The sequence below is a fragment of the Pseudomonas sp. GGS8 genome (assembly GCF_024168645.1).
Taxonomy (GTDB): domain Bacteria; phylum Pseudomonadota; class Gammaproteobacteria; order Pseudomonadales; family Pseudomonadaceae; genus Aquipseudomonas.
The window spans coordinates 2,973,511-2,996,414 of sequence record NZ_JALJWF010000001.1; the positions used below are offsets into that span (position 1 = coordinate 2,973,511).

23 protein-coding genes are annotated in these 22,904 nt (G+C 58.1%); 10 read left to right on the plus strand and 13 right to left on the minus strand.

Going from position 1 to position 22,904, the window contains the following annotated elements; genetic code table 11:
* Positions 1-43: 43 nt before the first annotated feature.
* From J3D54_RS13355 to J3D54_RS13380, 6 genes are all read right to left on the minus strand, one after another.
* A complete protein-coding gene (locus tag J3D54_RS13355; RefSeq protein WP_253418798.1) occupies positions 44-382 on the minus strand; it encodes a HopJ type III effector protein in 339 nt (112 codons plus the stop codon).
* Entirely contained in the window at positions 375-671 is a 297-nt protein-coding gene (locus J3D54_RS13360; protein WP_018927179.1) for a DUF1244 domain-containing protein, read from the minus strand. The genes J3D54_RS13355 and J3D54_RS13360 overlap by 8 nt, the downstream gene beginning before the upstream one ends.
* 68 nt (positions 672-739) lie before the next feature.
* The gene (gene folX / locus J3D54_RS13365; protein WP_105340102.1) at positions 740-1,111 is read right to left on the minus strand and encodes a dihydroneopterin triphosphate 2'-epimerase; all 372 of its coding nucleotides are present in this window, start codon (positions 1,109-1,111) and stop codon (positions 740-742) included.
* Positions 1,112-1,113: 2 nt separating this feature from the next.
* A complete protein-coding gene (gene folE, locus J3D54_RS13370) occupies positions 1,114-1,689 on the minus strand; it encodes a GTP cyclohydrolase I FolE (protein WP_253418800.1) in 576 nt (191 codons plus the stop codon).
* Between the two features lie 23 nt (positions 1,690-1,712).
* Complete coding sequence (folM, locus tag J3D54_RS13375) at positions 1,713-2,423, minus strand: dihydromonapterin reductase (RefSeq protein WP_253418802.1); 711 nt, start codon at positions 2,421-2,423, stop codon at positions 1,713-1,715.
* A 92-nt stretch (positions 2,424-2,515) separates the two neighbouring features.
* Positions 2,516-3,085: an antibiotic biosynthesis monooxygenase gene (locus tag J3D54_RS13380; protein ID WP_253418804.1), complete on the minus strand. Its 570-nt coding sequence runs from the start codon at positions 3,083-3,085 to the stop codon at positions 2,516-2,518.
* A gap of 208 nt (positions 3,086-3,293) precedes the next feature.
* Between J3D54_RS13380 and J3D54_RS13385 the strand changes: the two genes are divergently transcribed.
* Positions 3,294-4,247 (plus strand): MerR family transcriptional regulator, encoded by a 954-nt coding sequence (locus J3D54_RS13385; RefSeq protein ID WP_253418807.1) that lies wholly within the window; start codon positions 3,294-3,296, stop codon positions 4,245-4,247.
* Positions 4,248-4,250: 3 nt separating this feature from the next.
* On the opposite strand, the gene J3D54_RS13390 is transcribed toward J3D54_RS13385, so the two are convergent.
* On the minus strand, positions 4,251-4,856 hold the full coding sequence (locus J3D54_RS13390; protein ID WP_253418809.1) for a hypothetical protein: 606 nt from the start codon (positions 4,854-4,856) through the stop codon (positions 4,251-4,253).
* 54 nt (positions 4,857-4,910) lie between these two features.
* On the minus strand, positions 4,911-5,387 hold the full coding sequence (locus J3D54_RS13395; protein ID WP_253426607.1) for a PAS domain-containing protein: 477 nt from the start codon (positions 5,385-5,387) through the stop codon (positions 4,911-4,913).
* A gap of 103 nt (positions 5,388-5,490) precedes the next feature.
* On the opposite strand from J3D54_RS13395, the gene J3D54_RS13400 reads away from it, so the two are divergent.
* From J3D54_RS13400 to J3D54_RS13415, 4 genes are all read left to right on the plus strand, one after another.
* Positions 5,491-5,946: a flavodoxin gene (locus J3D54_RS13400; RefSeq protein WP_253418813.1), complete on the plus strand. Its 456-nt coding sequence runs from the start codon at positions 5,491-5,493 to the stop codon at positions 5,944-5,946.
* Positions 5,947-6,150: 204 nt separating this feature from the next.
* Positions 6,151-6,933 (plus strand): class II aldolase/adducin family protein, encoded by a 783-nt coding sequence (locus J3D54_RS13405; RefSeq protein WP_253418817.1) that lies wholly within the window; start codon positions 6,151-6,153, stop codon positions 6,931-6,933.
* Complete coding sequence (locus J3D54_RS13410) at positions 6,934-7,836, plus strand: alpha/beta fold hydrolase (RefSeq protein ID WP_253418820.1); 903 nt, start codon at positions 6,934-6,936, stop codon at positions 7,834-7,836. It abuts the gene before it with no gap.
* A gap of 110 nt (positions 7,837-7,946) precedes the next feature.
* Complete coding sequence (locus J3D54_RS13415) at positions 7,947-8,858, plus strand: SDR family oxidoreductase (protein ID WP_253418823.1); 912 nt, start codon at positions 7,947-7,949, stop codon at positions 8,856-8,858.
* Positions 8,859-8,906: 48 nt separating this feature from the next.
* Here the strand turns inward: J3D54_RS13415 and J3D54_RS13420 are convergent, their stop codons facing one another.
* From J3D54_RS13420 to J3D54_RS13435, 4 genes are all read right to left on the minus strand, one after another.
* Positions 8,907-9,533 carry a hypothetical protein gene (locus tag J3D54_RS13420; RefSeq protein WP_253418825.1) on the minus strand — a complete coding sequence of 209 codons (627 nt, stop codon included), beginning with the start codon at positions 9,531-9,533 and terminating at the stop codon, positions 8,907-8,909.
* 257 nt (positions 9,534-9,790) lie between these two features.
* Positions 9,791-10,057 (minus strand): bacteriocin immunity protein, encoded by a 267-nt coding sequence (locus J3D54_RS13425; RefSeq protein ID WP_253418828.1) that lies wholly within the window; start codon positions 10,055-10,057, stop codon positions 9,791-9,793.
* Positions 10,058-10,203: 146 nt separating this feature from the next.
* Positions 10,204-10,467: a bacteriocin immunity protein gene (locus J3D54_RS13430; protein WP_253418831.1), complete on the minus strand. Its 264-nt coding sequence runs from the start codon at positions 10,465-10,467 to the stop codon at positions 10,204-10,206.
* Between the two features lies 1 nt (position 10,468).
* A complete protein-coding gene (locus tag J3D54_RS13435) occupies positions 10,469-12,730 on the minus strand; it encodes an S-type pyocin domain-containing protein (RefSeq protein ID WP_253418833.1) in 2,262 nt (753 codons plus the stop codon).
* Positions 12,731-13,456: 726 nt separating this feature from the next.
* Here J3D54_RS13435 and J3D54_RS13440 point away from each other — a divergent pair.
* The 3 genes from J3D54_RS13440 (at position 13,457) to J3D54_RS13450 (ending at position 19,334) form a co-directional block, all read left to right on the plus strand.
* Positions 13,457-15,250, plus strand: coding sequence for a DUF1302 domain-containing protein (locus J3D54_RS13440; protein ID WP_253418835.1), 1,794 nt, complete (start codon positions 13,457-13,459; stop codon positions 15,248-15,250).
* A gap of 23 nt (positions 15,251-15,273) precedes the next feature.
* Complete coding sequence (locus J3D54_RS13445) at positions 15,274-16,641, plus strand: DUF1329 domain-containing protein (RefSeq protein ID WP_253418837.1); 1,368 nt, start codon at positions 15,274-15,276, stop codon at positions 16,639-16,641.
* Positions 16,642-16,781: 140 nt separating this feature from the next.
* Positions 16,782-19,334 (plus strand): LuxR C-terminal-related transcriptional regulator, encoded by a 2,553-nt coding sequence (locus tag J3D54_RS13450; RefSeq protein WP_253418839.1) that lies wholly within the window; start codon positions 16,782-16,784, stop codon positions 19,332-19,334.
* Positions 19,335-19,374: 40 nt separating this feature from the next.
* On the opposite strand, the gene J3D54_RS13455 is transcribed toward J3D54_RS13450, so the two are convergent.
* Entirely contained in the window at positions 19,375-20,169 is a 795-nt protein-coding gene (locus tag J3D54_RS13455) for an IclR family transcriptional regulator (RefSeq protein ID WP_253418840.1), read from the minus strand.
* 118 nt (positions 20,170-20,287) lie between these two features.
* Between J3D54_RS13455 and hmgA the strand changes: the two genes are divergently transcribed.
* Complete coding sequence (hmgA, locus tag J3D54_RS13460) at positions 20,288-21,592, plus strand: homogentisate 1,2-dioxygenase (protein ID WP_253418843.1); 1,305 nt, start codon at positions 20,288-20,290, stop codon at positions 21,590-21,592.
* A 3-nt stretch (positions 21,593-21,595) separates the two neighbouring features.
* The gene (gene fahA, locus J3D54_RS13465; RefSeq protein ID WP_253418846.1) at positions 21,596-22,900 is read left to right on the plus strand and encodes a fumarylacetoacetase; all 1,305 of its coding nucleotides are present in this window, start codon (positions 21,596-21,598) and stop codon (positions 22,898-22,900) included.
* Positions 22,901-22,904 lie beyond the last annotated feature (4 nt).

Sequence of the window (22,904 nt, forward strand, 5' to 3'; positions counted from 1 at the left end):
ACAGGTTCAGTGTCACTCATATGACGTGTTTTGCGGGCTTCAGTCAGCGGCGTGTCAGTGGCTGCTGAGCAAACTTCACACCCGCCAAACCATGGGCAATCAACGCGCGGATATTGCCGTGGTCGCTGCCTTCGGGCGTGGCCAGCACCGAACGGTAATGTTCACCGAACGCCAACAGCGCTTCTTCATCGCTCAAACCTTCCAGCAACGCCAGGCCCAGGGTCTTGCACGAGCCTTCGTTCTGCCCGGCTGCGTTTTCCACGCCGCCGTTGTTGAAAGCCTGAGGCTGGTAGTCATAACCGGCGGCAATGAACGCCAGGGTGTCGGCGAAAACGTGTTCGCCGCTGTTGAGACTGGCGCGCAGGGTGTTCAAATCACTCATTGGGTTTTCCTTTGGCGAACGCCGCTTGTTGGTCGGCGCTGGCTTCTTTCTGGTATTGGGCTTTCCACTCGGCGTACGGCATGCCGTAAACCACTTCGCGGGCTTCGTCGAGGCTGACGTCGATCTGGCGTTCGTCGGCAGCGGCCTTGTACCACTTGGACAGGCAGTTGCGGCAGAAACCCGAGAGGTTCATCAGGTCGATGTTCTGCACGTCCTTGCGGCTGTCCAGGTGGGCAACCAGCCGGCGAAAGGCGGCGGCTTCAAGTTCCAGGCGTTGTTGATCGTTCATGATGGGCTCTGTGCAATCAAATCGTGGCGCGGATGATAAAAGCCTGGCGAGCGATGCGCCAGACGCGGTCAACGGCTCGCGGCCAGGGTAATCGACACCGACTCGGCGAAGCGCAACGCGTGGGGCTTGTCGACTTCGACTTCGGCGTACAGCACCGACTCGTTGGCCATGACCAGGTCCAGCAACTCCTGGGTCAGGCGCTCGAGCAGGGCGAAGCGATTGCCTTCTACGTGGGCAATGATCGCCTTGGTGATGGTGCGGTAGTTCAGCGCGTGATCGATGTCGTTGTCACGCACGGCGTCCTGGGCGGCGTACAGGATGGTCAGGTTGATCAGCACATCCTGCTTGTTGAGGATTTCGTCCTCGTTGATCCCGATGAAAGTTCGCAAACACAGGTCCTTGACCCGGATGCGTGCCATTCCTGGTTGAAGTTGTGGCATTGCTACTTGCTCCGTCCAATCAATTGCAGGAACTCCTGGCGGGTGTTGCTCGACTCGCGGAAGGCGCCGAGCATCACCGAGGTGTTCATGGTCGAATTCTGTTTCTCGACGCCGCGCATCATCATGCACATGTGCTGGGCTTCGATGACCACCCCGACACCGGCCGCATCGGTCACTTGCTGCACGGCTTCGGCGATTTGCCGGGTGAGGTTCTCCTGGATTTGCAGGCGGCGGGCGAACATATCCACAAGCCGTGCGATCTTCGACAGGCCCAGCACCTTGCCCGTTGGAATATAAGCCACATGCGCCTTCCCGATGAAGGGCAGCATGTGATGTTCACACAGCGAGTACAACTCGATGTTGTCGACAATGATCATTTCATCGTTATCGGAGGCGAACAGCGCGCCGTTGACGATCTCTTCGACACTCTGTTCGTAACCATGACACAGGTATTGCATCGCCTTGGCGGCGCGCACCGGGGTGTCTTGCAGCCCTTCGCGGTCGGGGTTTTCACCGAGGCCGATGAGGATCTCGCGATAGCTCTGGGAAAGGGCGTTCTGGGGCAGGGATAACGTCATGGGACATCCTCGCAGCGGGCGGCTTATTTGACGTGCCGTCCGCCATTGACGGTCAGGGTCGTGCCGGTGACATAAGGGTTGTCGAGCAAATAGCGCAGGCTCTGGTAGATCACTTCGCTGCCGGGCTCGATGCTCAGTGCGGATTTGGCCAGGACCCTGGCGCGGTACGCCGCGTCGTCGTCGGGATTGAACAGTAGCAGGGCTGGCGCGATACCGTTGACCTTGATGTCTGGTGCGTACTTGGCGGCAAAGGACAGGGTCAGGCTGTCGAGCCCGGCTTTGCTTGCGCAGTAGCCGATGTGCTTGCTGCTGCCTTTGCGGGTCACGTCATCGCTGATGTGCACGATGTCGGCGGGGCTTGAGCGTCTGAGCAAATCTGAACAGTGCAGGTTGATCAGGTAGGGCGCCAGCATGTGCACGCTGAACATGCGGGTGAAGGCTTCGACTTCGGCGCCTGGGGTTTCGGCCAGCCATTCGGAGGCGTTATGGACAATCGCCCGCAGGCTGTCGGTGTGGTTCTTCAGTTCGCCGATGAACGCGAGAATTCCGGCCTCGCTGGAAAAGTCCGCGAACACCGCTGTCGCTCCCAGGTCGCGCAGTGTCTGTACGCCGGGGCGTTCGCTGCGGTAGCTGAAAATGACCGGTTGGCCGTCTTCGAGCAAACGCTGCGCACAGTGCAGGCCGACACGCTGGCCGGCACCGGTGATGAGGATGGGGGCTGCGGAAGAGGTCATGAACGGCTCGCGTCGCGGTTAGAGCAAAACTATACCAGCGACGGGAGGCGTACACCTACGCCCTGTCGGAGCGAGCGGTGCGGCGACAGGGGTTATTGATTTTGGGTGGCGGGTTCGGCGGGCAACGGACGTGCCAATGAGGCGTGCAGCCAGCCGGCCAGAAGATGGGTCGACAGTGGAATGAAGAAATAAACCATCAACGGCGTCAGGCACAGGGTGCTGACGAACACGCGGGTCAGCAATCCCGTTTCAGCCAATAACGGTCCCAGCACAAAGTTGAACAGCAGGGACACCGGAAAGAACGCCAGCCAGATCGCCACGGCCTGCTTCCAGCGTGGCGGGCGTTGCCCTACCGCACCGAACCAGCCATCGATGCCACTGACCCGATGCTCCGAAGGGTGGGCAAACAGATTGCTGCCGCGTCCCAGCCAAGCGGTACGCGACGCGGAATGCTCCCAGGCGTGCAGCGTCTGCTCGTCGGCGAAGCGGAAAATAATCTGGAATTCGTCATCGTCGGGGGGCGGAGCGAGTACGCCAGAGCCGAGATAACCGGGGAAGTCGGTGGCCAATTGTTCGCCTTCGCGCAACCAGGCCATCAGGTCCTGATAACGCCCATCGGCGACACGACGCGCAACCATCAGCGTGACGGGTGAAGTAGACATTGTGTATCTCCGTAAGGCAAACGCGTCGCTCCGGATAGGAGTTTCGCCAGGCACAGCGCCGGGGTAGTGGGCTGCGTCTTGGGACAGGCAAGGATTATTCCTGATTGTGTCTGGAACTTTCGTTCCAATTAGTTCAACGACGTGTTGAATATCACTGGGGTATGAGAGTAAAAATGTATCAAAATATAAATATGGATCCAAAATCCCCGTGCTGACCGACATTGCGCCTGGCTTGCCCCCCATTACCTCCCTGATTCGAGAAGAGCTGTTCCCGATTCGTGAGGTTGCGCGCATGACAGGGGTCAACCCGGTTACGCTTCGAGCCTGGGAGCGACGCTACGGGCTGATACAGCCCACCCGCACCGAAAGCGGGCACCGTTTGTATTCGATGATCGATATTGAGCGTGTGCGCAGCATCCTCGGCTGGATCGAGCGCGGTGTCGCGGTCAGCAAAGTTGGCAAGATACTGGCCAAGACCGAACCGCTCCAGGTGCTGGAGCGGATCATTCCCGACGAACTCGTTCAAGTCGACTACGGCCAATGGCAGCAGCAGGTCAAGGCGGCAGTGAGTGTTTTTGACGAAGTTCAACTCGAGCATGTCTACGGTCAGATTTTTTCCAGTTATCCGCTGACGGTTGTGTTCCAGGACATCCTGATTCCGATCTGGAAGCTATTGCTACAACGCCATGATGCATTCGGTCAGACCAGCGAGTGGCTTTTTCTGGATGGCTTTCTGCGTTCTCGAGTATTGCAACGCCTGCTGCTGGTACGTGTCATGCAGCCGCGACGAGTGATTGTCTGCGCCTTGGCCGACCAATGTCATGAGCTCGAAGTGTTGGTCACGGCGCTGTATCTGAGCAGCATCGATTCGGCTATTCAGTTGTTGGCGATCGGGCAGCCCTTTGATGAGTTGATCCTGGTCTGTGAGAAGATCAAGCCCAGGGCACTGGTGCTGATTTCCAATCATGTACCGGCTGCCGAACTGCCTCGACGTTTGAACCGTCTGGCCATGGGGCTGGATTGTCAGCTGTTTCTGGCCGGGGATGCGTCCGACCTGGCGCAAGAGAGTCTGGCCGGGTCGTCGGTGGGTTGCCTTGGAAACGAGGGGGTGGGGATGCGCCAGCGTCTGAAACAGTTCCTGGCGGGAAACCTGGATACCTGAGATTCAAATATGCAAAGCAGGATGGGTCAGGCGATGTTGTTGAAGGATGTACTGACGCAGACGCTCGGTTTCGTCCTTGTCACTCTGGCTCAACTCGTAGGCGTAGAAACCTTGCTCGGTCTCACGCTCCAAGGTGCCGCGCAACGCAATCCGCTCATAGCCTGACGGGCTGAACCACAATGCGAAGTGCTTTGGCGCTTTGGTCTTGTTGCGAACTTCCAGCAAAACCCCTTTGAACGATATTTCGTGCACCCACATCGTGCCGGGTTGCCCCTTGGCATTTTCCAGAGCCACTGGCTCTTCGAGCGCCAGGCGCCATGGCCGAATCATTGGCCCGTCTTCATAAATGCTGGGAACGCCGAGGCGTAGATGCATTGCGTGAAATTCATCTTCCACCAGGTGCAGCGGGAAGGTCATTTGCTGATTTTCGAAAGTGGCATGGATGGTGACTTGCTCATGAGCGGCCAGGCGTGTGAGCAAGTCACGGATTTGCGAGCCGCCGTTGACGAGCAAACTCGACGTCGCATCCCGCACATTGAGTTGCGGGTTGTGTTGCATGGTCTGGATAAAGTCCAGCTCATCCTGGGTCAGGAGTGCGTCGCGCTGCATGATTTGCTCGAAAGAAATAATTACAAAGTCATCGGTGATTGTAGTAAATGACCACTAATTCGCAGATTGGTTTGAGCCGTTCGTCGATTTGAGATCAGCAAGTTCTGCCTGTACCTCGGCCAATTGCGCTTCCAGCTGTGCGACTCGCTGCTGTGCCTTGACCTGAACCGTGACGTCTTTCTGCACCCCGACAAAATAGGTTTGTCCGTCGTGCGGGTTTTTTACCGTGGAAAGCGACAGTTCGTTCCAGAACGGGGTGCCGTCCTTGCGGTAATTCTTGAGAATTTCCCGGCAGGAACCGCCATTGTCCAACGCTTGGCGAATCAATGCGAGGGCGGGCTGATCCCGGTCTCCTGCCTGCAAAAAACGGCAATCCTGGTAGAGGATTTCTTCGTTGGTATAGCCCGTCAGGCGTTCGAATGCCGGGTTTACGTAAATCAGGATATTGTCCTGTTCGCCTTCCTTTTCGGCAATCACGATGCCGTCGTTGGACGCGTCGATCACCATTTGCAGCAGTGAGGCATTAATCATCGCAGAGTCCTTTGCGTATTGATGGGTACGCTGCATTCTAAAAGATCAATGCGAGCCGTGCTGTTAATATCTTGGCCTTTTACTCAGCTTCAGGATCAGATTGATGAAAGTCGCCATCCTTTCCGGCTCGGTGTACGGCACGGCTGAAGAAGTCGCCCGCCACGCCGCAAGCCTATTGAACGCCGCCGGTTTTGAAACCTGGCACAACCCGCGCGCGACACTTGCCGATGTTCAGGCTTTTGGCCCGGAAGCCTTTCTGGCGGTGACTTCGACCACCGGCATGGGCGAGTTGCCGGACAACCTGCAACCGCTGTATTCGACGATTCGCGATCTATTGCCCGCCACCTGGCGTGGCTTGCCGGGTGCCGTTATCGGGTTGGGCGACTCGAGTTACGGCGATACGTTCTGCGGTGGCGGTGAGCAAATGCGTGAATTGTTCGGCGAACTGGGCGTGCGTGAAGTGCTGCCAATGTTACGTCTGGACGCCAGTGAAACCGTAACGCCGGAAACCGACGCCGAGCCTTGGCTGGCGGACCTCATCAGCGCACTGCGAGGCTGACTTGTGGGAGCGGCTTAACTTACGGGCATTAAGGCTTACGCGCCTTTATAGGGTGGGTGCTTTGATATGGATCCAGGCTCACCCACGCACTGACCCACTCGGCCATCAAGCTGGCTGCCAATGCAACTACCCGAAGTCTGGAGGCTGACTAGACTGCTGTAACGTCAGTAAAACAATAAGAACAGAAAAACGAGAATCCTTGCCGTGAACGTAGCCCCCGTCCAGTCGCCACACAGTGTCAAAGGTAAAGTCAGTGCCGCCGAGTGGCAGGCACGCGTTGACCTGGCTGCCTGTTATCGTCTGGTCGCCCTGCACGGCTGGGATGATCTGATCTTCACGCACATTTCGGCCAAGGTGCCGGGCACTGAAGATTTCCTGATCAACCCGTTCGGGCTGATGTTCCATGAAATGACCGCATCGAGCCTGGTCAAGGTCGATCAGGCCGGCAACAAATTGATGGACAGCCCCTACGACATCAACCCGGCGGGTTACACCATCCACAGCGCGGTGCATGAAGTCCGGCATGACGTCGTGTGTGTACTGCACACCCACACGGCGGCGGGGGTGGCGGTATCGGCGCAGAAACAGGGCATTTTGCCGATCAGTCAGCAGTCATTGTTCGTCCTGTCCAGCCTGGCTTATCACGCCTACGAAGGCGTGGCGTTGAACCATGAAGAGAAGGCGCGGCTGCAAGCCGACCTGGGTGAAAACAATTTTCTGATGCTGCACAACCACGGTCTGCTGACCTGTGGCGGCACCATCGCCGACACGTTCCTGATGATGTTTACCTTCCAGCGCGCCTGCGAGATTCAGGTGCTGGCGCAGAACGGTGGCGCGGAGCTGATCGCCATCGAACCGCAGATTCTGGCGGGTGCCAAGGCGATGATCGCCGGCGTTACCAAAAGTGCTCAAGGGATGGGTGGCGCGCTGGCCTGGCCGGCGCTGCTGCGCAAACTCGATAAACAAGACCCGGGTTATAAACTCTAAATGGCACTCACCGAAATTCCTCTGTGTGTGTGGCGTAAACGCGGCCAGACGTTCGTCTTCCGCGGTCAGAACATCCGCTACTGGGCTGCGGGGCAGGGTGAGCCACTGTTGCTGATCCATGGCTTCCCGACCGCCAGTTGGGACTGGCATTACCTGTGGCAACCGCTGGCGCAGCGCTATCGGGTGATCGCCTGTGACATGCTCGGCTTTGGCGATTCGGCCAAGCCGCTGAGTCACGACTACAGCCTGCTGGAACAGGCTGATCTGCAACAGGCGTTACTGGTGCACTTGAACGTCGAGCAACCCGTTCACGTGTTGGCACACGATTATGGCGACAGCGTGGCCCAAGAACTGTTAGCCCGACACTACGAAGCGCGCGCTCATATCGCCAGTTGCGTGTTCCTCAATGGTGGACTGTTTCCCGAAACCCATCGCCCGGTGTTGATGCAAAAACTCCTGCTCAGCCCCTTGGGCTGGATGATCGGGCTGGCTTTTACCCGTGACGCTCTGGTGAAGAGTTTCAAGCAAGTCTTCGGTCCGCAGACCCGGCCCAGCGAAAGTGAGCTGGATGATTTCTGGAGCCTGGTCGACAGTAATCACGGGCAACGGATCATGCACAAATTGATCGGTTACATACCGCAGCGGCGGCTCCAGCGTGAGCGTTGGGTCAGCGCCATGCAGCGCGGCGAGGTGCCGCTGCGCGTTATCGATGGTGAGGTCGATCCGGTTTCCGGTGCGCACATGGTGGCGCGCTATCGGCAACTGATTCCCGCCCCGGATACCGTCCTGCTGCCCGGGATCGGCCATTACCCACAGATTGAAGCGCCGGCACAGGTGCTTGAGCACTATCTGGAGTTTCGCGACCGGTTGGTTTCACCGCCGCTCAAAGTGGCGTGTTCCTGATTATCCCGCTGCCTTATCGCGCACCATTCAGCCGCCCCCGTGTTCATTGTGACCGGCAGCCCCGTGCCCGACACTCGCACCTCATTGTCCCTGGCCTGCTGGAGTTCCCCATGAATGAGTCTGTGCGCTTCGAAGATAAAGTGGTGATCGTCACCGGTGCGGGCGGCGGCTTGGGGCGGGCGCATGCATTGCTGTTCGCAAAGCAGGGAGCCAAAGTGCTGGTCAATGATCTCGGCGGCTCGGCTCAAGGTGAAGGCGCCAACACTTCGGCAGCCGATCGCGTGGTGGCGGAAATTCGCGAAGCGGGCGGCACTGCCGAGGCTAACCATGACTCCGTCACCGACGGCGACAAAATCGTCCAGAATGCCCTCGACACATTCGGCCGTGTCGATGTTGTGGTGAACAACGCAGGCATTTTGCGCGACAAGACCTTTCACAAGATGGACGACGGCGACTGGGACCTGGTTTACCGCGTTCACGTCGAAGGCGCCTACAAAGTCACCCGCGCCGCCTGGCCACACATGCGCGAGCAAAACTATGGCCGTGTGATCTTCACCGCGTCGACCTCGGGTATTTACGGCAACTTCGGCCAGTCCAATTACGGCATGGCCAAACTCGGTCTCTATGGCCTGACACGCACACTGGCTATCGAGGGCCGCAAGAACAACATCCTGGTCAATGCCATCGCCCCCACGGGTGGCACCCGCATGACCGAAGGCCTGATCCCGCCGCAAGTATTCGAGCAACTCAAACCGGAACTGGTCAGCCCGTTGGTGGTGTATCTGGCCAGCGAGCAATGCCAGGAAACGTCGGGGCTGTTCGAAGTGGGGGGCGGCTGGATGGGCAAGGTGCGCTGGGAGCGCAGCCTGGGCGCCGGGTTCGATCCGCGGGTCGGTTTCTCGCCGGAAGATGTCGCGGCGCACTGGCAGCAGATCTGTGATTTTGAAGGCGCGGCGCATCCGAAGGACAATATTGAGGCGTTGAAGGAGATGATGGAGAACTTGCAGAGGTTTTCGTTATAAGGCTTGTGGCCACCCAGTCGGCGGTAGGTGATTGGGTGGCCTGTGTGGCTATCGCTCGTATCGTTTTTCAGTCACGAATTTTGGCGCTTTCCAGTGTGGGCCTTTGATAGCAATAGCGAAATCGCCCTCAGCCAATATGCCTTCCTCGAATAGCTCCTCGTAAGTCTTACACAGCTCACCACGGGCGATCACTTCGAACCGATAACGCCCAAACAGCATGTCAATCGAGGGAAATGCCAAGCCGATAGCCAACACTGATAGCAGATCTCTTACAGATTCGTTTCGGACAGCTTGTTCGAGTTTCGCTAATGATGTTTTCGATCCACAACCTCCTTCAAAAGCCAGAATCTCCTGCCGTTTGGCGGCCTCAATGGCTTCGTCCGTATAACGAAGTGTTTCGTCGTTGCCGAGTTTGAAATCCTCAAGCGCTGCAGTATGAACATTGTTCCAGAGGGAAGCATTTTTCTTCGGAATGAAATCATCAGGAATGCCCATGGCTCTAAGTCTTTCCATCATACGAAGAGTATGTGCATAGAAGCGCCGGTCGGTATCGGTCATCTCAAGTTTCCCCTCCAGAATGTCCTCCAGACGCTGAACCATGATGCTGTCAGCACCCGAGCCACTTTTTGGAATGGCATACATTTCTTCCGATTCAGATTTGTCTCTATCCGTCATACGCTGTGCTCGCTGCAAAGAGTTTTTAGTTTTTGCCGAGTAATTAACGTACACCAGCTTGCGAAGAGACGTGTCTGGTAGGTGAGTAAGCGTATGCCTGCATTATTGTGTGAATAATTGCAGGAGTAGATGTCAGTCAGAACATTGCTGGCCAAATAAAGGATGTTTCGTACAGAACGGTGGGACGTAGCTTTCACGACTTTTGTCGACTAAGCGGTATGAGGGAGCAAGCACCTATAGCCTGCTCCCATTAATTTTTATTGCTCAGGTTTGAATCCTGGCTTTCCGTTTGCCGCTCGCCATTGTTTTATGGCATTTAGTGCTCCGGCAGCACTGTCTTCGACGCCATCTTCCGGATAATACAAAATATCAGATCCGTTCGGGTGTTCCGAAGTGTCTACTATGTTGTCAACGATTGCGTCGAGTTCTTTTTCTGATGAGTAATCGCCTTCAAATAATCGGTTGATAAGTCTCGCGTACTCTGACTCTGTGTAATCTTCGAGTTTTTTCTTGAGTTTAATCATGGTGGCTTCTATTTTCTGAGTGCGTGTAAATGTGTTGTGTTGTTGCGGAGTCTGTTGGCGCGCTGAAGAAAGTCATGGCGAGTTTGCAGAGGTATTCGTTGATTGGTATAAGGGAACAAGCACGTATAGCCTGCTCCCATTAATGTTTATTGCTCGGGTTTGAAACCTGGTTTTCCGTTGGCGGCTCGCCAGGCTTTAATGGCTTTTAATACGCCAGCGGGGCTGTCTTCAACACCTTCTTCCGGGTAGTACAATACTCCTGTGCCGTTTGGGTGTTCTGAAGTGCTTACGATATTGTCCACGATTTCATCGTGTTCTTTCTCTGTTGTGTAATCCCCTTGAACCAAACGGTCTATAAGGGCAACGTATTCTGATTCTGTGTACTCTTCGAATTTATTTTTAAGTTTCATCTCATATTTCTCCATTTTTGGAGTGAGTTTCAATGTGTTGCTTTGGTGTCAGTAGACGAAGATTATCTATGTCGTAGACCGAGCCGCCTTCACTGATAAGCGTAACATGGTGAATCTCAAACTTCGTACGTCTACCCATTTGCTCCGAAGGAGGGGCGCTTGGTGATAGACCATTTCTAATATCAAATTTGTTGAATAAGGTGAACTGATCAATCAAGAATGGATCATGTGCTACAGCCTTCCAAAATGCTCTGCGAAACGCCTTGAAACTCGAAAACTCCCTACCTCGAAGTTTATCCGCAATCTGTTCGGGAATCGGTGCGCCTTGCAGTGTCGACGCTGCTCCCAACCAGTTCTCTGAAACCGGCTGACCGTTGCCGGTTGCGATCCCGGGATCCTGGCGCCGATCCCTGAACATGGTGAACGTCGGCGGGATCCCTGACTCAATCGGGAAGACCGTGATGAATCCACCAAAACCATACTGATCCAGCTGCGGAAACGGGTCTATCCGTCCCCCGTCGGGAGTAACATTTGCGCCTTCGTAAATCGGCAGCTCAGTGTCGACCAGCGGGAAATCCGTCGAAGGATTCAGTGGGTCTACCAATGGCGTCCAAGTGACGATGGGGCCGATGGAGTCGGAGGTGGTGGAAACGTAAGCGCTTTTCTTTGCGTCGAAGTGAGCCGCTCTCACAGGCACATTAGCGGGTACTGTCACGCCGTCGGTGCTGACAACGACGATCTCTACCCTGTTGCCTATCGTCCTCGAGCCGAGCCTCACTGGCAGGTCGATCTCCCCTCCGACGGCTGCCAGTTCATACAGGTCGGCAGTTGAATCAGGAGCGAGTTCTGACAGCGGAACACTTACGGAGAAAAGATCACCGTTACCCAGCCTGGAGGGAGCCAATAGAGCGGCGAACCCGACCAGGACCGGCGCTGCTGCAGTTGCGAGAGCTGCGATAGCCGTGGATACCGCTGCGCGAAGCGCAGTCCTGAGCGCCAAAGAGGTTGCTGGACTAACGCCGAAGGTCCCGGTTGTTCCGGTAAACGCCGGGCCGAATGCCGCCATCGAACCAACATTGGCAAACGTGGGGTTTTGCCACCGAGCCTCTGTTTCCTCTCGCCATTGCGCCAAGAGGCGTGCCTGATCGAGTTGTCGTTGGGCCTCGCCCTCTGCCGCCAGACTAGCCTGTTGCCGCTCGCGCTCTTGCGCCTGCCTTTCCTTCAACTGCTGTATCTTCAGATTTGCCCGTTGAACTTGTCGTTGAGCCACGACAGTAGCTGTATCAATGACTTTCCAGCGAATCTCCAGACTCTGTCTTTCTGTTTGTAATTGCTTTTGTATCTGCTCGATTCGCTGTTCCATTTCAGCTTGAAGACGAGCCTGCTCGGCTGCGAAATGCTGCGCGGCTGCTTCTGCCTTGGCTTCAGCCTCGGCCAGAGCTGTATTCAATGCTGAGATTCGTGCCCTTTCTTGAGCCTCAAGCTGAACCAGAGCCTGAAGCTGAGCTTTAGATTTAGCTTGAACCTCAACATAAGCATCAGCTTCCGCCTGCATGCGCGCCTTTTCTGCGGTAACACGTTGGGCTTCCTGTTCCGCTGCCAATCGCGCCTGTTCCTCGGCCACGCGTTTGGCTTCAGCCAAGGCTCTTGCCTGAGCCGCTGCCGCCGCTTTTGCGTTGGCCTCGGCAATGGCGTTGTTTTGTGTGGCCAAGCGGGCGTCCAACAGCTTTATTTGCTCAGCCAGGAACTTCGCCTCGTAAGCTGCGGCATAAGAGATGTTCCATTTCTCTACTGCTCTGTAATAACCCATTTGCCCTGCGCGACGACGACCCGGGGGCTCCTCGAAACCCTTGTAAGCAGGATTTTCACCTTTGTGGGTCAGTGGGTCATGGCCATAATAAAGATTGGCTATTCCTATCTGTTCTTGATGATCTGTCCTTGCTTTGAACAGTTGCAGCTTAAGCGTCCGTAACTCAATCTCAAGAGCATCGGTTCCAGGGGGAACCACAGCAGCAACGGCCGCTCTTGTTTTTGCAAGTTCGGCATCGGTTATATGAATGATGTTCTTGATGTTTTCGTTGAAGCGTTCTTCGGTATACGCATTATTATCCATCAGTAAATCAGTGGCGGAATCCATTAAGTCATAGGCACGATCGGTGTGGTCGGGGCCTGATGCGCCCCCTGCGCTAAATCCGAAACCAGGAGACGACGAAGGTGTACGAGGTATACCTCTATTAACAAGGATATTTTTTTCTTGCTGCATATCGAGTTCCTTTCGATTCGAATATCTGAATAGCCACGTCGGGATTCAATACGTGCGGTCGTTCATGGCTATTTATGTCGTCACCCATCCAGGGCGACCAGGAAAACTATAAGTTCGATCTTTTAATGCAGGCAGGTGAGCGTTTCCGACAGTGATGTAGGAAACATGAAGTTTTATCTCGGAAATAAGCCCACATAAAAAAGGCCGCTGCAAACGCAGCGGCCAAAGTAAGACGTGGATCCAGGAGCTACAAATCAACGTCAGTGAACACAGGGCGATGAGTCAAAAAATACGCTTCGAATCATCTGGATTCTGTCGCCAATGGGGTGGTCTATCCTCCCCATCGCTTCGTGCTTTCAGGCCGTTTGCCGTGAAAGCCCGGCAAGAATAAGCGCTTGAGCGCAAAGGAAAAATAGCGATTCCAGACATGCAGTGTTGCAGTTCGGGTAACAGTTTCCGGCTGACCCCTGGTAGCAGCAGCCTCGCAAGCTTGGCAGCTGCTAACAGCGAACGCAGGCTGCGCCAGTTGCTACACGCCCAACTTCAACCATGTCCATGCGCTGCGCTGATAACCCTTCATCCAGCCCATCCATACCCCGCGCAAAACCCCGTCCCATGCGGGCATTCATCCTTTGGAGGTACAGCGCGAATACCTCCTTGGTGCGCTTATCGCTCCCGGCAAGCGGCAGTAGGGTGGGGCCTTCTGTCACTCACCGGGGAAGACGCATGACAAAAACAACAATGCGCGCCATCTTCAAACCGCAAGCGCTGGCCGCTGCGGTGGCCTTGGGCTGCTGTGCCCAGGCGCAGGCAGTTTCATTCAACATCGGCGAAATCGAGGGGCAGTTCGATTCTTCGCTGTCCGTCGGCGCAAGTTGGGGCATGCGCGACGCCGACAAGTCGCTGGTGGGCACCGTCAATGGCGGGACCGGCCAATCCTCGACCGGTGATGACGGACGCCTGAACTTCAAGAAAGGCGAAACCTTCTCCAAGATCTTCAAAGGCATCCACGACCTCGAATTAAAGTACGGCGACACGGGTGTGTTCGTCCGTGGCAAGTACTGGTACGACTTCGAGCTCAAAGACGAAGACCGCGAGTTCAAGCAGATCAGTGACAGTGGCCGCAAGGAAGGCGCCAAGTCTTCCGGGGCGGAGCTTCTCGATGCCTTCGTTTATCACAACTATTCCATCGCCGATTTGCCGGGCACCGTGCGCGCTGGCAAGCAAGTAGTCAGTTGGGGTGAAAGTACCTTCATCGGCAACTCGATCAACAGCATCAACCCGATCGACGTCTCCGCGTTCCGTCGCCCCGGCGCCGAGATCAAGGAAGGGCTGATTCCGGTCAACATGCTGTTCGCCTCCCAGGGCCTGACCGATCAGCTCTCGGTGGAAGGTTTCTATCAACTGGAGTGGGACCAGACCGTCGTCGACAACTGCGGCACCTTCTTCGGTAACGATGTGGTGGCGGACGGTTGCAACAACAATTACACCGTCGGCAGCCCGGCGATTGCCCCGTTGGCGCCTTTGGCGTCGGCCTTCGGTCAACCGATCCAGGTGACCCGCGAGGGCGTGGTCGTTCCCCGTGGCGGCGACCGCGATGCGCGCGATTCCGGGCAGTGGGGCACGGCGTTGCGCTGGCTCGGTGACGACACCGAGTACGGCCTGTACTTCATGAACTACCACAGTCGCACACCGACGGTCGGCACCACCACTGCCAGCCTGTCGACGCTGGCCAGCCTGCCGGGCATGGTAAGTGTTGCCAACCGTCTGGCGCCGGGCAGCGGGTCGGGGCTGGCGCAAAGCGTGATGCTCGGACGCGGTCAGTACTACCTCGAATACCCGGAAGACATTCGTCTCTACGGCGCGAGTTTCTCCACCACCTTGCCTACCGGCACCGCGTGGAGCGGCGAGATCAGCTATCGCCCGAATGCTCCGGTGCAGGTCAACACCAACGACCTGACCCTGGCCATGGTCAACCCGATTGCCGGCGGCGCCGCGTCACCGATAGCCACCACTCCTGGCGCTGACAACAAAGGCTATCGCCGCAAGGAAATCACGCAGATCCAAAGCACCCTCACACAGTTCTTCGACCAGGTGTTGGGCGCCCAGCGCTTGACGCTGGTGGGCGAAGCGGCGGTGGTTCACGTCGGTGGTCTGGAGCCGCGGAGCAAACTGCGTTACGGCCGCGATTCGGTCTACGGCCAGTACGGTTTCGGCGGCGATACCGACGGCTTCGTCACCTCGACCTCCTGGGGCTACCGCGCCCGGGCAATCCTCGATTACGCCAACGTGATCGGCGGGATCAATCTCAAGCCCAACCTGTCCTGGTCCCATGACGTCAGCGGTTATGGCCCCAACGGTCTGTTCAACGAAGGCGCCAAGGCCATCAGCGTCGGCCTCGATGCCGACTACCGCAACACCTACACCGCGAGCTTGAGTTACACCGACTTTTTCGGCGGGGATTACAACACCCTGACTGACCGCGACTTCGTGGCCTTGAGCTTCGGCGTGAACTTCTGATCTGCCTGAGAAGGATGATTTAAATGCGCAAGATGATTCTGCAATGCGGTGCCCTGGCACTCAGTCTGTTGGCCGCTAACGTAATGGCGGCGGTCTCGCCGGAAGAGGCCGGCAAGCTCGGCACCACACTCACGCCACTCGGCGCCGAGAAGGCCGGTAACGCTGACGGCTCGATCCCGGCCTGGACCGGTGGCATCCCGAAAAACGCCGGTGCGGTCGACAGCAAAGGCTTTCTGGCCGACCCGTTCGCCAGTGAAAAACCGCTGTTCACCATCACCGCCGCAACGGTCGACAAGTACAAGGACAAGCTTTCGGACGGTCAGGTGGCGATGTTCAAGCGCTACCCGCAAACCTACAGAATTCCGGTCTACCCGACCCACCGTACCGTGGCCGTGCCACCGGAAATCTACGAGTCGGCCAAGCGCAGCGCGCTGAACGTGACCAGCATCAACGACGGTAACGGCTTGGCCAACTTCACCGGCAACCGCTACTACGCGTTCCCGATTCCGAAGAATGGCGTCGAGGTGCTGTGGAACCACATCACCCGTTACCACGGCGGCAACCTGCGACGCATCATCACCCAGGTGACCCCGCAGACCAACGGCAGCTACACGCCGATCCGCTTCGAGGAAGAGATCGCCGTACCGCAATTGATGAAGGACCTGGACCCGGACAAAGCCGCTAACGTACTGACCTTCTTCAAGCAGTCGGTGACCGCGCCGGCGCGGCTGGCGGGTAACGTGCTGCTGGTGCACGAAACCCTCGACCAAGTGAAAGAGCCGCGCCTGGCGTGGATCTACAACGCCGGTCAACGTCGTGTGCGTCGTGCACCGCAAGTGGCCTACGACGGACCGGGCACCGCCGCTGACGGCCTGCGGACTTCGGATAACTTCGACATGTTCTCCGGTGCGCCGGATCGCTACGACTGGAAATTGATCGGCAAAAAGGAAATGTACATTCCCTACAACAGCTACAAACTCGACTCGCCGAGCCTCAAGTACGATGACGTGGTGAAAGCCGGGCACATCAACCAGGACCTGACCCGTTACGAGTTGCACCGGGTCTGGGAAGTGGTGGGCACGGTCAAGCCGAGTGAGCGGCACATCTACGCCAAACGCCACATGTACTTGGACGAAGACAGCTGGCAAGTGGCGCTGGTGGATCACTACGATGGTCGTGGCCAACTGTGGCGAGTGGCCGAAGGTCACGCCCAGTACTACTACGATCACCAGACTCCGGCCTACACCCTCGAGGCGCTCTACGACATCATCGCGGGTCGATACATTGCCCTGGGAATGAAGAACGAAGAGAAGCACAGTTTCGAGTTTGGCTTCGACGCCAAGGCTGCCGACTACACCCCGTCGGCCCTGCGCGCCGAGGGCGTCCGGTAAGGGTTTTGATACATAGGCATCACGAAAGGCGACCGGTGGGTCGCCTTTTTTATGGGCGCCAATCAGCGCGCTGAATACCTCTCAACAAGCGGGATGGAGAGGGTTAGGGTTGTCGGACAATTATAAAAAGGCACGCCGCAATGACCGCCATGACCCCGTGTCTGGACCGTTCTGGATTTCTGCCCCGCCTGTCCTCTCATCACCTGTCGCGGGCTCGCTTGACCGAGCCGCTACTGGCCTCCACGGCCCGAGTGAAATTACTCTGCGCACCCGCCGGCAGCGGCAAGAGTGCGCTGCTCGCCGAGTGCCTGTTGCGGGCGCCATCCCAATGCCGGGTGCATTGGCTGCCCTTGTCTGGCGTGGCGTCGAGCGCGGCCGATTTTCGTCATCGTCTGGCGGAGGCGCTGGGGCTGGCCTCGGCGGGCGAAACCGAATTGCTGCGCAATCTGGCGCGATTACAGACGCCGACCTGGCTGTTTCTCGATGACTACTGCCGTCTGCCGAACCCGGAGCTGGACTCGTTGCTGGATCGCATGTTGGCGATCGGCAGCCCGATGCTGACCTGGTGGCTTGGCACTCGCCGCCGGCCGCAATGCAACTGGCCAAGGTTGCTGCTCGATGATGAGTTGTACGAGTGCGAGAGCGCTTGGCTGGCTTTTACTTCAGGTGAAGTGGAGCAGCTGTTGCGTCCCTGGGTGCCGGATCAGGCCAACAAGGTGGCCAGTCGGGTCATCCGTCGCACTGGCGGCTGGTGTGCCGGTGTGCGGATCGCACTGTTGCAGAAGTGCGACTGGTCGCGTCAGGACAACGCCCAGGGACGGGCGGACACCTTGCTCGATTATCTGCAGCACGAGTTGTTCAGCTCGCTGACGCCTGAGTTGAGCGAGGCCTGGCGCGTGCTGGCCCACTTGCCACGCTTCAATGCCCGACTGTGTGATCACCTGTTCGGGGCCGGGGAGGGCGCGCAGTACCTGAGGACCTTGCAAGCTCTGGGCTGTTTTATCGAACCCTGGCGCGACTCCACCGACTGGCTGCAGGTGTTCACCCCGTTCACCCAATTGCTGCGCGATGAGCAATGGCCGGCCGGACGCTCCTGGCATCGGCGTGCCTGCCAGTGGTTCTGCGCCGAGCAGGACTGGAAATCAGCCTTCGAACAGGCATTGCTCGCCGAGGAATACGAAGTGGCGGTCAGCCTGTTGCAGCACTTCAGTTTCGAGCAGCTGTTCGAGGAGCAGACGGTGGTGCTGTTGTTGCGTTTGCACGAGCAGCAAGGCGAGGAACTGACACTGGGCAGTCCGCAGTTGGTCGGATTGATTACCGCCGCCTTGTTGTTCGCCGGACGTTTCGAGCAGGCGACCACCTGCATCGCTCGTTTGGCGCATTTCACGCCGCAACCCTCGGCCGTGCTTCAGCATCGATTGATTGCACGCTGGCAGTCCCTGCAGGGTTGGCTACTGCATTTGCAGGGGCGCATGGAGCTTTCTCGCGCGCACTTTCTTGACGCGTTGAGCGCACTCGATCCCGACTGTTGGACGGCGCGGTTGATGTGTTTGTCGGGGCTGACGCAACAGGCATTGCTAAGGGGCGAACTCGACGTCGCACACGCCCATAACCGCGAGGCCTTGTGCCTGGCGCGGGCGCAAGGTTCGCTGGTGTTCGAGGGCCTGATGGAGCTCGATCATGCGCAATTGCTGGAGCAACGGGGCGCGGCGGTGCGGGCCGAAAGCTTGCTCTGTGACATCAATGAACTGCTCAGTCAGCGTTCGGACCGACCTGCGCCCTTGCTGGGACGAATTGCGTTGCGTCGTGGGCGGCTGGCCATGAGTCTGGGAGCAGACGAACACGCTGCCGAACTCTTTCAGGCGGGGCTGGACGAGTGCTTGCACAACCATGACAAGCGCGTGCTGTATGGGTTTCTCGGTCTGGCGCAACAGGCGGCCAATCATCGAAATTATGCTGCGGCGTTTGTTCATCTGCGCGACGCTGAACGGTTAATGCAGCAGCGGCAGATTCCCGAAACGGTTTATCGGGGGGTACTGCTGCAAATCAGCAGCCATATCTGGTTGCAGCAGGGGCGTCCCGAGTTGGCCTGCGAAGCCTTGAGTCGGGTGCTCCGTCATTATCGTGGCTCCCCTGTACGCCAGGCACCGCCAGCGACACTCGAGCTGATACCGGTTCTGGAATTCCTGTTGATACTGGCCGAGGTTTATCTAGGACTGGCCCAAGCGCCGTTGGCCCGGCTCGAGGCCCAGTTGCAATGGGCGCGACAGCGAGGCATGTCGCGACTACAAGCACAGTTGCATTTGGTCATGGCCGAAGTTGCCTGGTTGACCGACGACCCTTCTGCTCAGCAGTCGTTGCAGGACGGATTGGCCCTGGTCGAGCGCTGCAACCTCCAACAAGTGTTGTGCGATTTGCAACTACGCCAGCCTGAATTACTGGGCGCAATCCGCCTTGCCGCAACGGGAGCCCCTTTGAATGGGGAGACCTTCCCACAGAGTCAATTGAGTTTGCGTGAAATAGAAGTATTGAAGTTAGTGGCGCAGGGTAATTCCAATCAACAGATTGCCGACCTTCTTTTTATTTCATTGCACACCGTTAAAACCCATGCACGGAGAATTAATGTGAAGTTGGGAGTGGAGCGAAGAACCCAGGCGGTTGCGCAGGCAAAGTTGTTGGGGATGCTCGGTTAGTGTTGGGTTTTCTGTGTATGGGTTCGGCTTCTGATAACGATCAATCGGCCAGGGCAGGTGGCTGATACCCCATCCGCCAACTCACGGCCCGGGTCGCCGCCAGCAAGCGCTGCGCCGCCGGGCCGTTTTCGTCGGCGTGGAACAACGAGGTCGGGCCGACGATGGTCATCACCGCCGCCACCTGGCCGACGGCGTTGAACACCGGAGCCGACAATGCGTCGACCCCGGGCATCAATAATCCGTGAACGTGGTGCAAACCCCGTTCGCGGATTTGCTGGCACAACGTCACGTAGGCCTGCTCGTCCGCCAATGGGTGAGCCTCCACCGCGCTGACCTCCGCCTCGCGCAGTTCCACCGTCTCCCGGTGGGGCAGAAAGGCACTGAACACCAACCCTGTCGACGAGCTGAGCAACGGTAAAACCGAGCCCAATTGCGTGACCACCGTCACCGCTCGCACTGCCGGTTCGATGTGCACCACCGTCGCCCCCTGATTACCCCACACCGCCAAAAAACAGGTTTCGTTCAGATCGTCACGCAGTTCGGCCAAGGGCAGGGCGGCGACTTTCAGCACGTCCATACTGTTCAGAGCAGCCAGGCCCACGCGCAACGCTTCACGGCCCAGGCCGTAGTGGTTGGTGGCGGGGTTCTGCTCGGCAAAACCGCTGGCGATCAACGCCTGTAGGTAACGGTGAACCTTGCTCGCAGGCATCTGAACGTGTTCGGCCAGACGCGACAGCGAGGTCGAGGGCGATAGCTCGGCCAGTGCCTTGAGGATGTCAGTACCGACCTCGGCCGAGCGGACTTTCTGTTTATCGTTGTTGCGCGGCGTTTCCATGAAGGCGGTCTGATCCCGGGACGAATGGGCGTCTTTATAGCTTGACGGTCAATACCAATCAAATTACGTTATGCGTAATTGAATTACGATAAAAATAACTTCCCGTTCAGGAGGCTCCATGAACCTCGATTCAACGGCGCCAGCGCTGGCTTATCAGTCAGGCTTTGGCAACGAATTCAGCAGTGAAGCGTTGCCCGGCGCACTGCCCGTCGGCCAGAACTCCCCTCAAAACGCTCCTTACGGCCTGTACACCGAACTGTTCTCCGGCACTGCGTTCACCATGGCCCGCAGCGAAGCACGCCGCACCTGGATGTACCGCATTCAGCCGTCGGCCAATCACCCGGCATTCGTCAAACTGGATCGGCAACTGGCCGGTGGTCCGTTGGGTGAAGTGACCCCCAATCGCCTGCGCTGGAACCCCTTGGATATTCCGACCGAGCCTACCGATTTCATCGACGGGCTGGTGAGCATGGCCGCCAATTCGGGCGCGGATAAACCGGCAGGAATCAGCATTTATAACTACCGCGCCAACCGCTCCATGGAGCGGGTGTTCTTCAACGCTGACGGCGAAATGCTGCTGGTACCGGAGCTGGGCCGCCTGCGCATCGCCACCGAACTGGGCGTGCTGGAGCTGGAACCGCTGGAAGTCGCCGTGCTGCCTCGCGGCCTGAAATTCCGCATCGAATTGCTCGACCCGCAAGCCCGCGGCTACGTGGCTGAAAACCATGGTGCGCCATTGCGCCTGCCGGACCTGGGGCCGATCGGCAGCAACGGCCTGGCCAACCCCCGGGACTTCCTGACCCCGGTGGCGCATTACGAAAACCTCAAGCAACCGACCACCCTGGTGCAGAAATTCCTTGGGCAGCTGTGGGGCTGCGAGCTCGATCATTCGCCGCTGAACGTGGTCGCCTGGCATGGCAACAACGTGCCGTACAAATACGACCTGCGCCGTTTCAACACCCTCGGCACGGTGAGTTTCGATCACCCCGATCCGTCGATTTTCACCGTCCTGACCTCGCCGACCAGCGTGCATGGTCTGGCCAACCTCGACTTCGTGATTTTCCCGCCACGCTGGATGGTGGCCGAAAAGACGTTCCGTCCACCGTGGTTCCACCGCAACCTGATGAATGAATACATGGGCCTGATCAAGGGCGAGTACGACGCCAAGGCCGAAGGTTTCGTGCCGGGCGGCGCCTCGTTGCACAGTTGCATGAGCGCCCACGGCCCCGATGGCGAGACCTGCACCAAGGCGATCAACGCTGAACTGGCGCCGGCTAAAATCGATAACACCATGGCTTTCATGTTCGAAACCAGCCAGGTGCTGCGCCCGAGCCGATTCGCCCTGGATTGCCCGCAACTGCAAAACGATTACGACGCCTGCTGGGCCACGCTGCCCGCCACTTTCGACCCGACCCGGAGATAACCCATGACTCAGACTTCCATCACTCGTAGCTGGGTTGCCTCCGCCAACGGCCATGCGGATTTCCCGTTGCAGAACCTGCCGTTGGGCGTGTTCAGCGTGAAGGGCGCCGCGCCGCGCAGTGGCGTGGCCATCGGCGACCATATCTTTGATCTGGAAGCGGCACTCGATGCCGGGCTGTTCGATGGCGCCGCGCGCGCCGCTGTCGAAGCCACCCGTGGCGGCCAGTTGAATGCGTTTTTCGAGCGGGGTCGCGAAGCACGCGTCGCCCTGCGTGAACGCTTGATCGAGTTGTTTAAGGAAGGCAGCACCCTGCACGGCAAGATCGAAGCCCAAGGCGCAAAACTGCTGCCGCTGGCGGCGGATTGCCAGATGCACCTGCCGGCGAAGATCAACGACTACACCGACTTCTACGTCGGCATCGAGCACGCGCAGAATGTCGGCAAACTGTTCCGCCCGGACAACCCGTTGCTACCGAACTACAAGTACGTGCCAATTGGTTACCACGGCCGCGCCTCGACCATTCGTCCGTCCGGCACCGACGTGCGTCGACCGAAAGGCCAGACCCTGCCGGCCGGCCAGACCGAGCCGACGTTTGGCCCGTGTGCACGCCTGGATTACGAACTGGAACTGGGTATCTGGATTGGCCCGGGCAACGCCATGGGCGACTCGATCGCCATCGGGGACGCCGCCGATCATATCGCCGGTTTCTGCCTGCTCAACGACTGGTCGGCGCGGGATATTCAAGCCTGGGAATACCAGCCGCTGGGGCCGTTCCTGTCCAAGAGTTTCATCACCAGCATTTCGCCGTGGGTGGTGACGGCGGAAGCGCTGGAGCCATTCCGTCGTGCGCAGCCGGCGCGCCCTGAAGGCGATCCGCAACCGCTGCCTTACCTGTTCGACAAACGCGATCAGGCGGCCGGTGCCTTCGACATCGAACTCGAAGTGCTGCTGCTGACCGAATCGATGCGCGAACAGAATCTGCCGGCTCATCGCCTGACCCTCAGCAACACAAAACATATGTACTGGACCGTTGCGCAGATGGTGGCGCACCACAGCGTCAACGGTTGCCAGTTGCAGGCCGGCGATCTGTTCGGTTCGGGCACGCTGTCCGGGCCTGAAAGCGGCCAGTTCGGCAGCCTGCTGGAAATCACCGAGGGCGGTAAAAAGCCGATCGAGCTGGCTTCGGGCGAGGTGCGTAAATTCCTCGAGGACGGCGACGAAATCATCCTGCGGGCACGTTGCAGCCGTGAGGGATTTGCCTCCATCGGTTTTGGCGAATGCCGCGGCAAAGTGCTGCCGGCGCGCTAAGAGG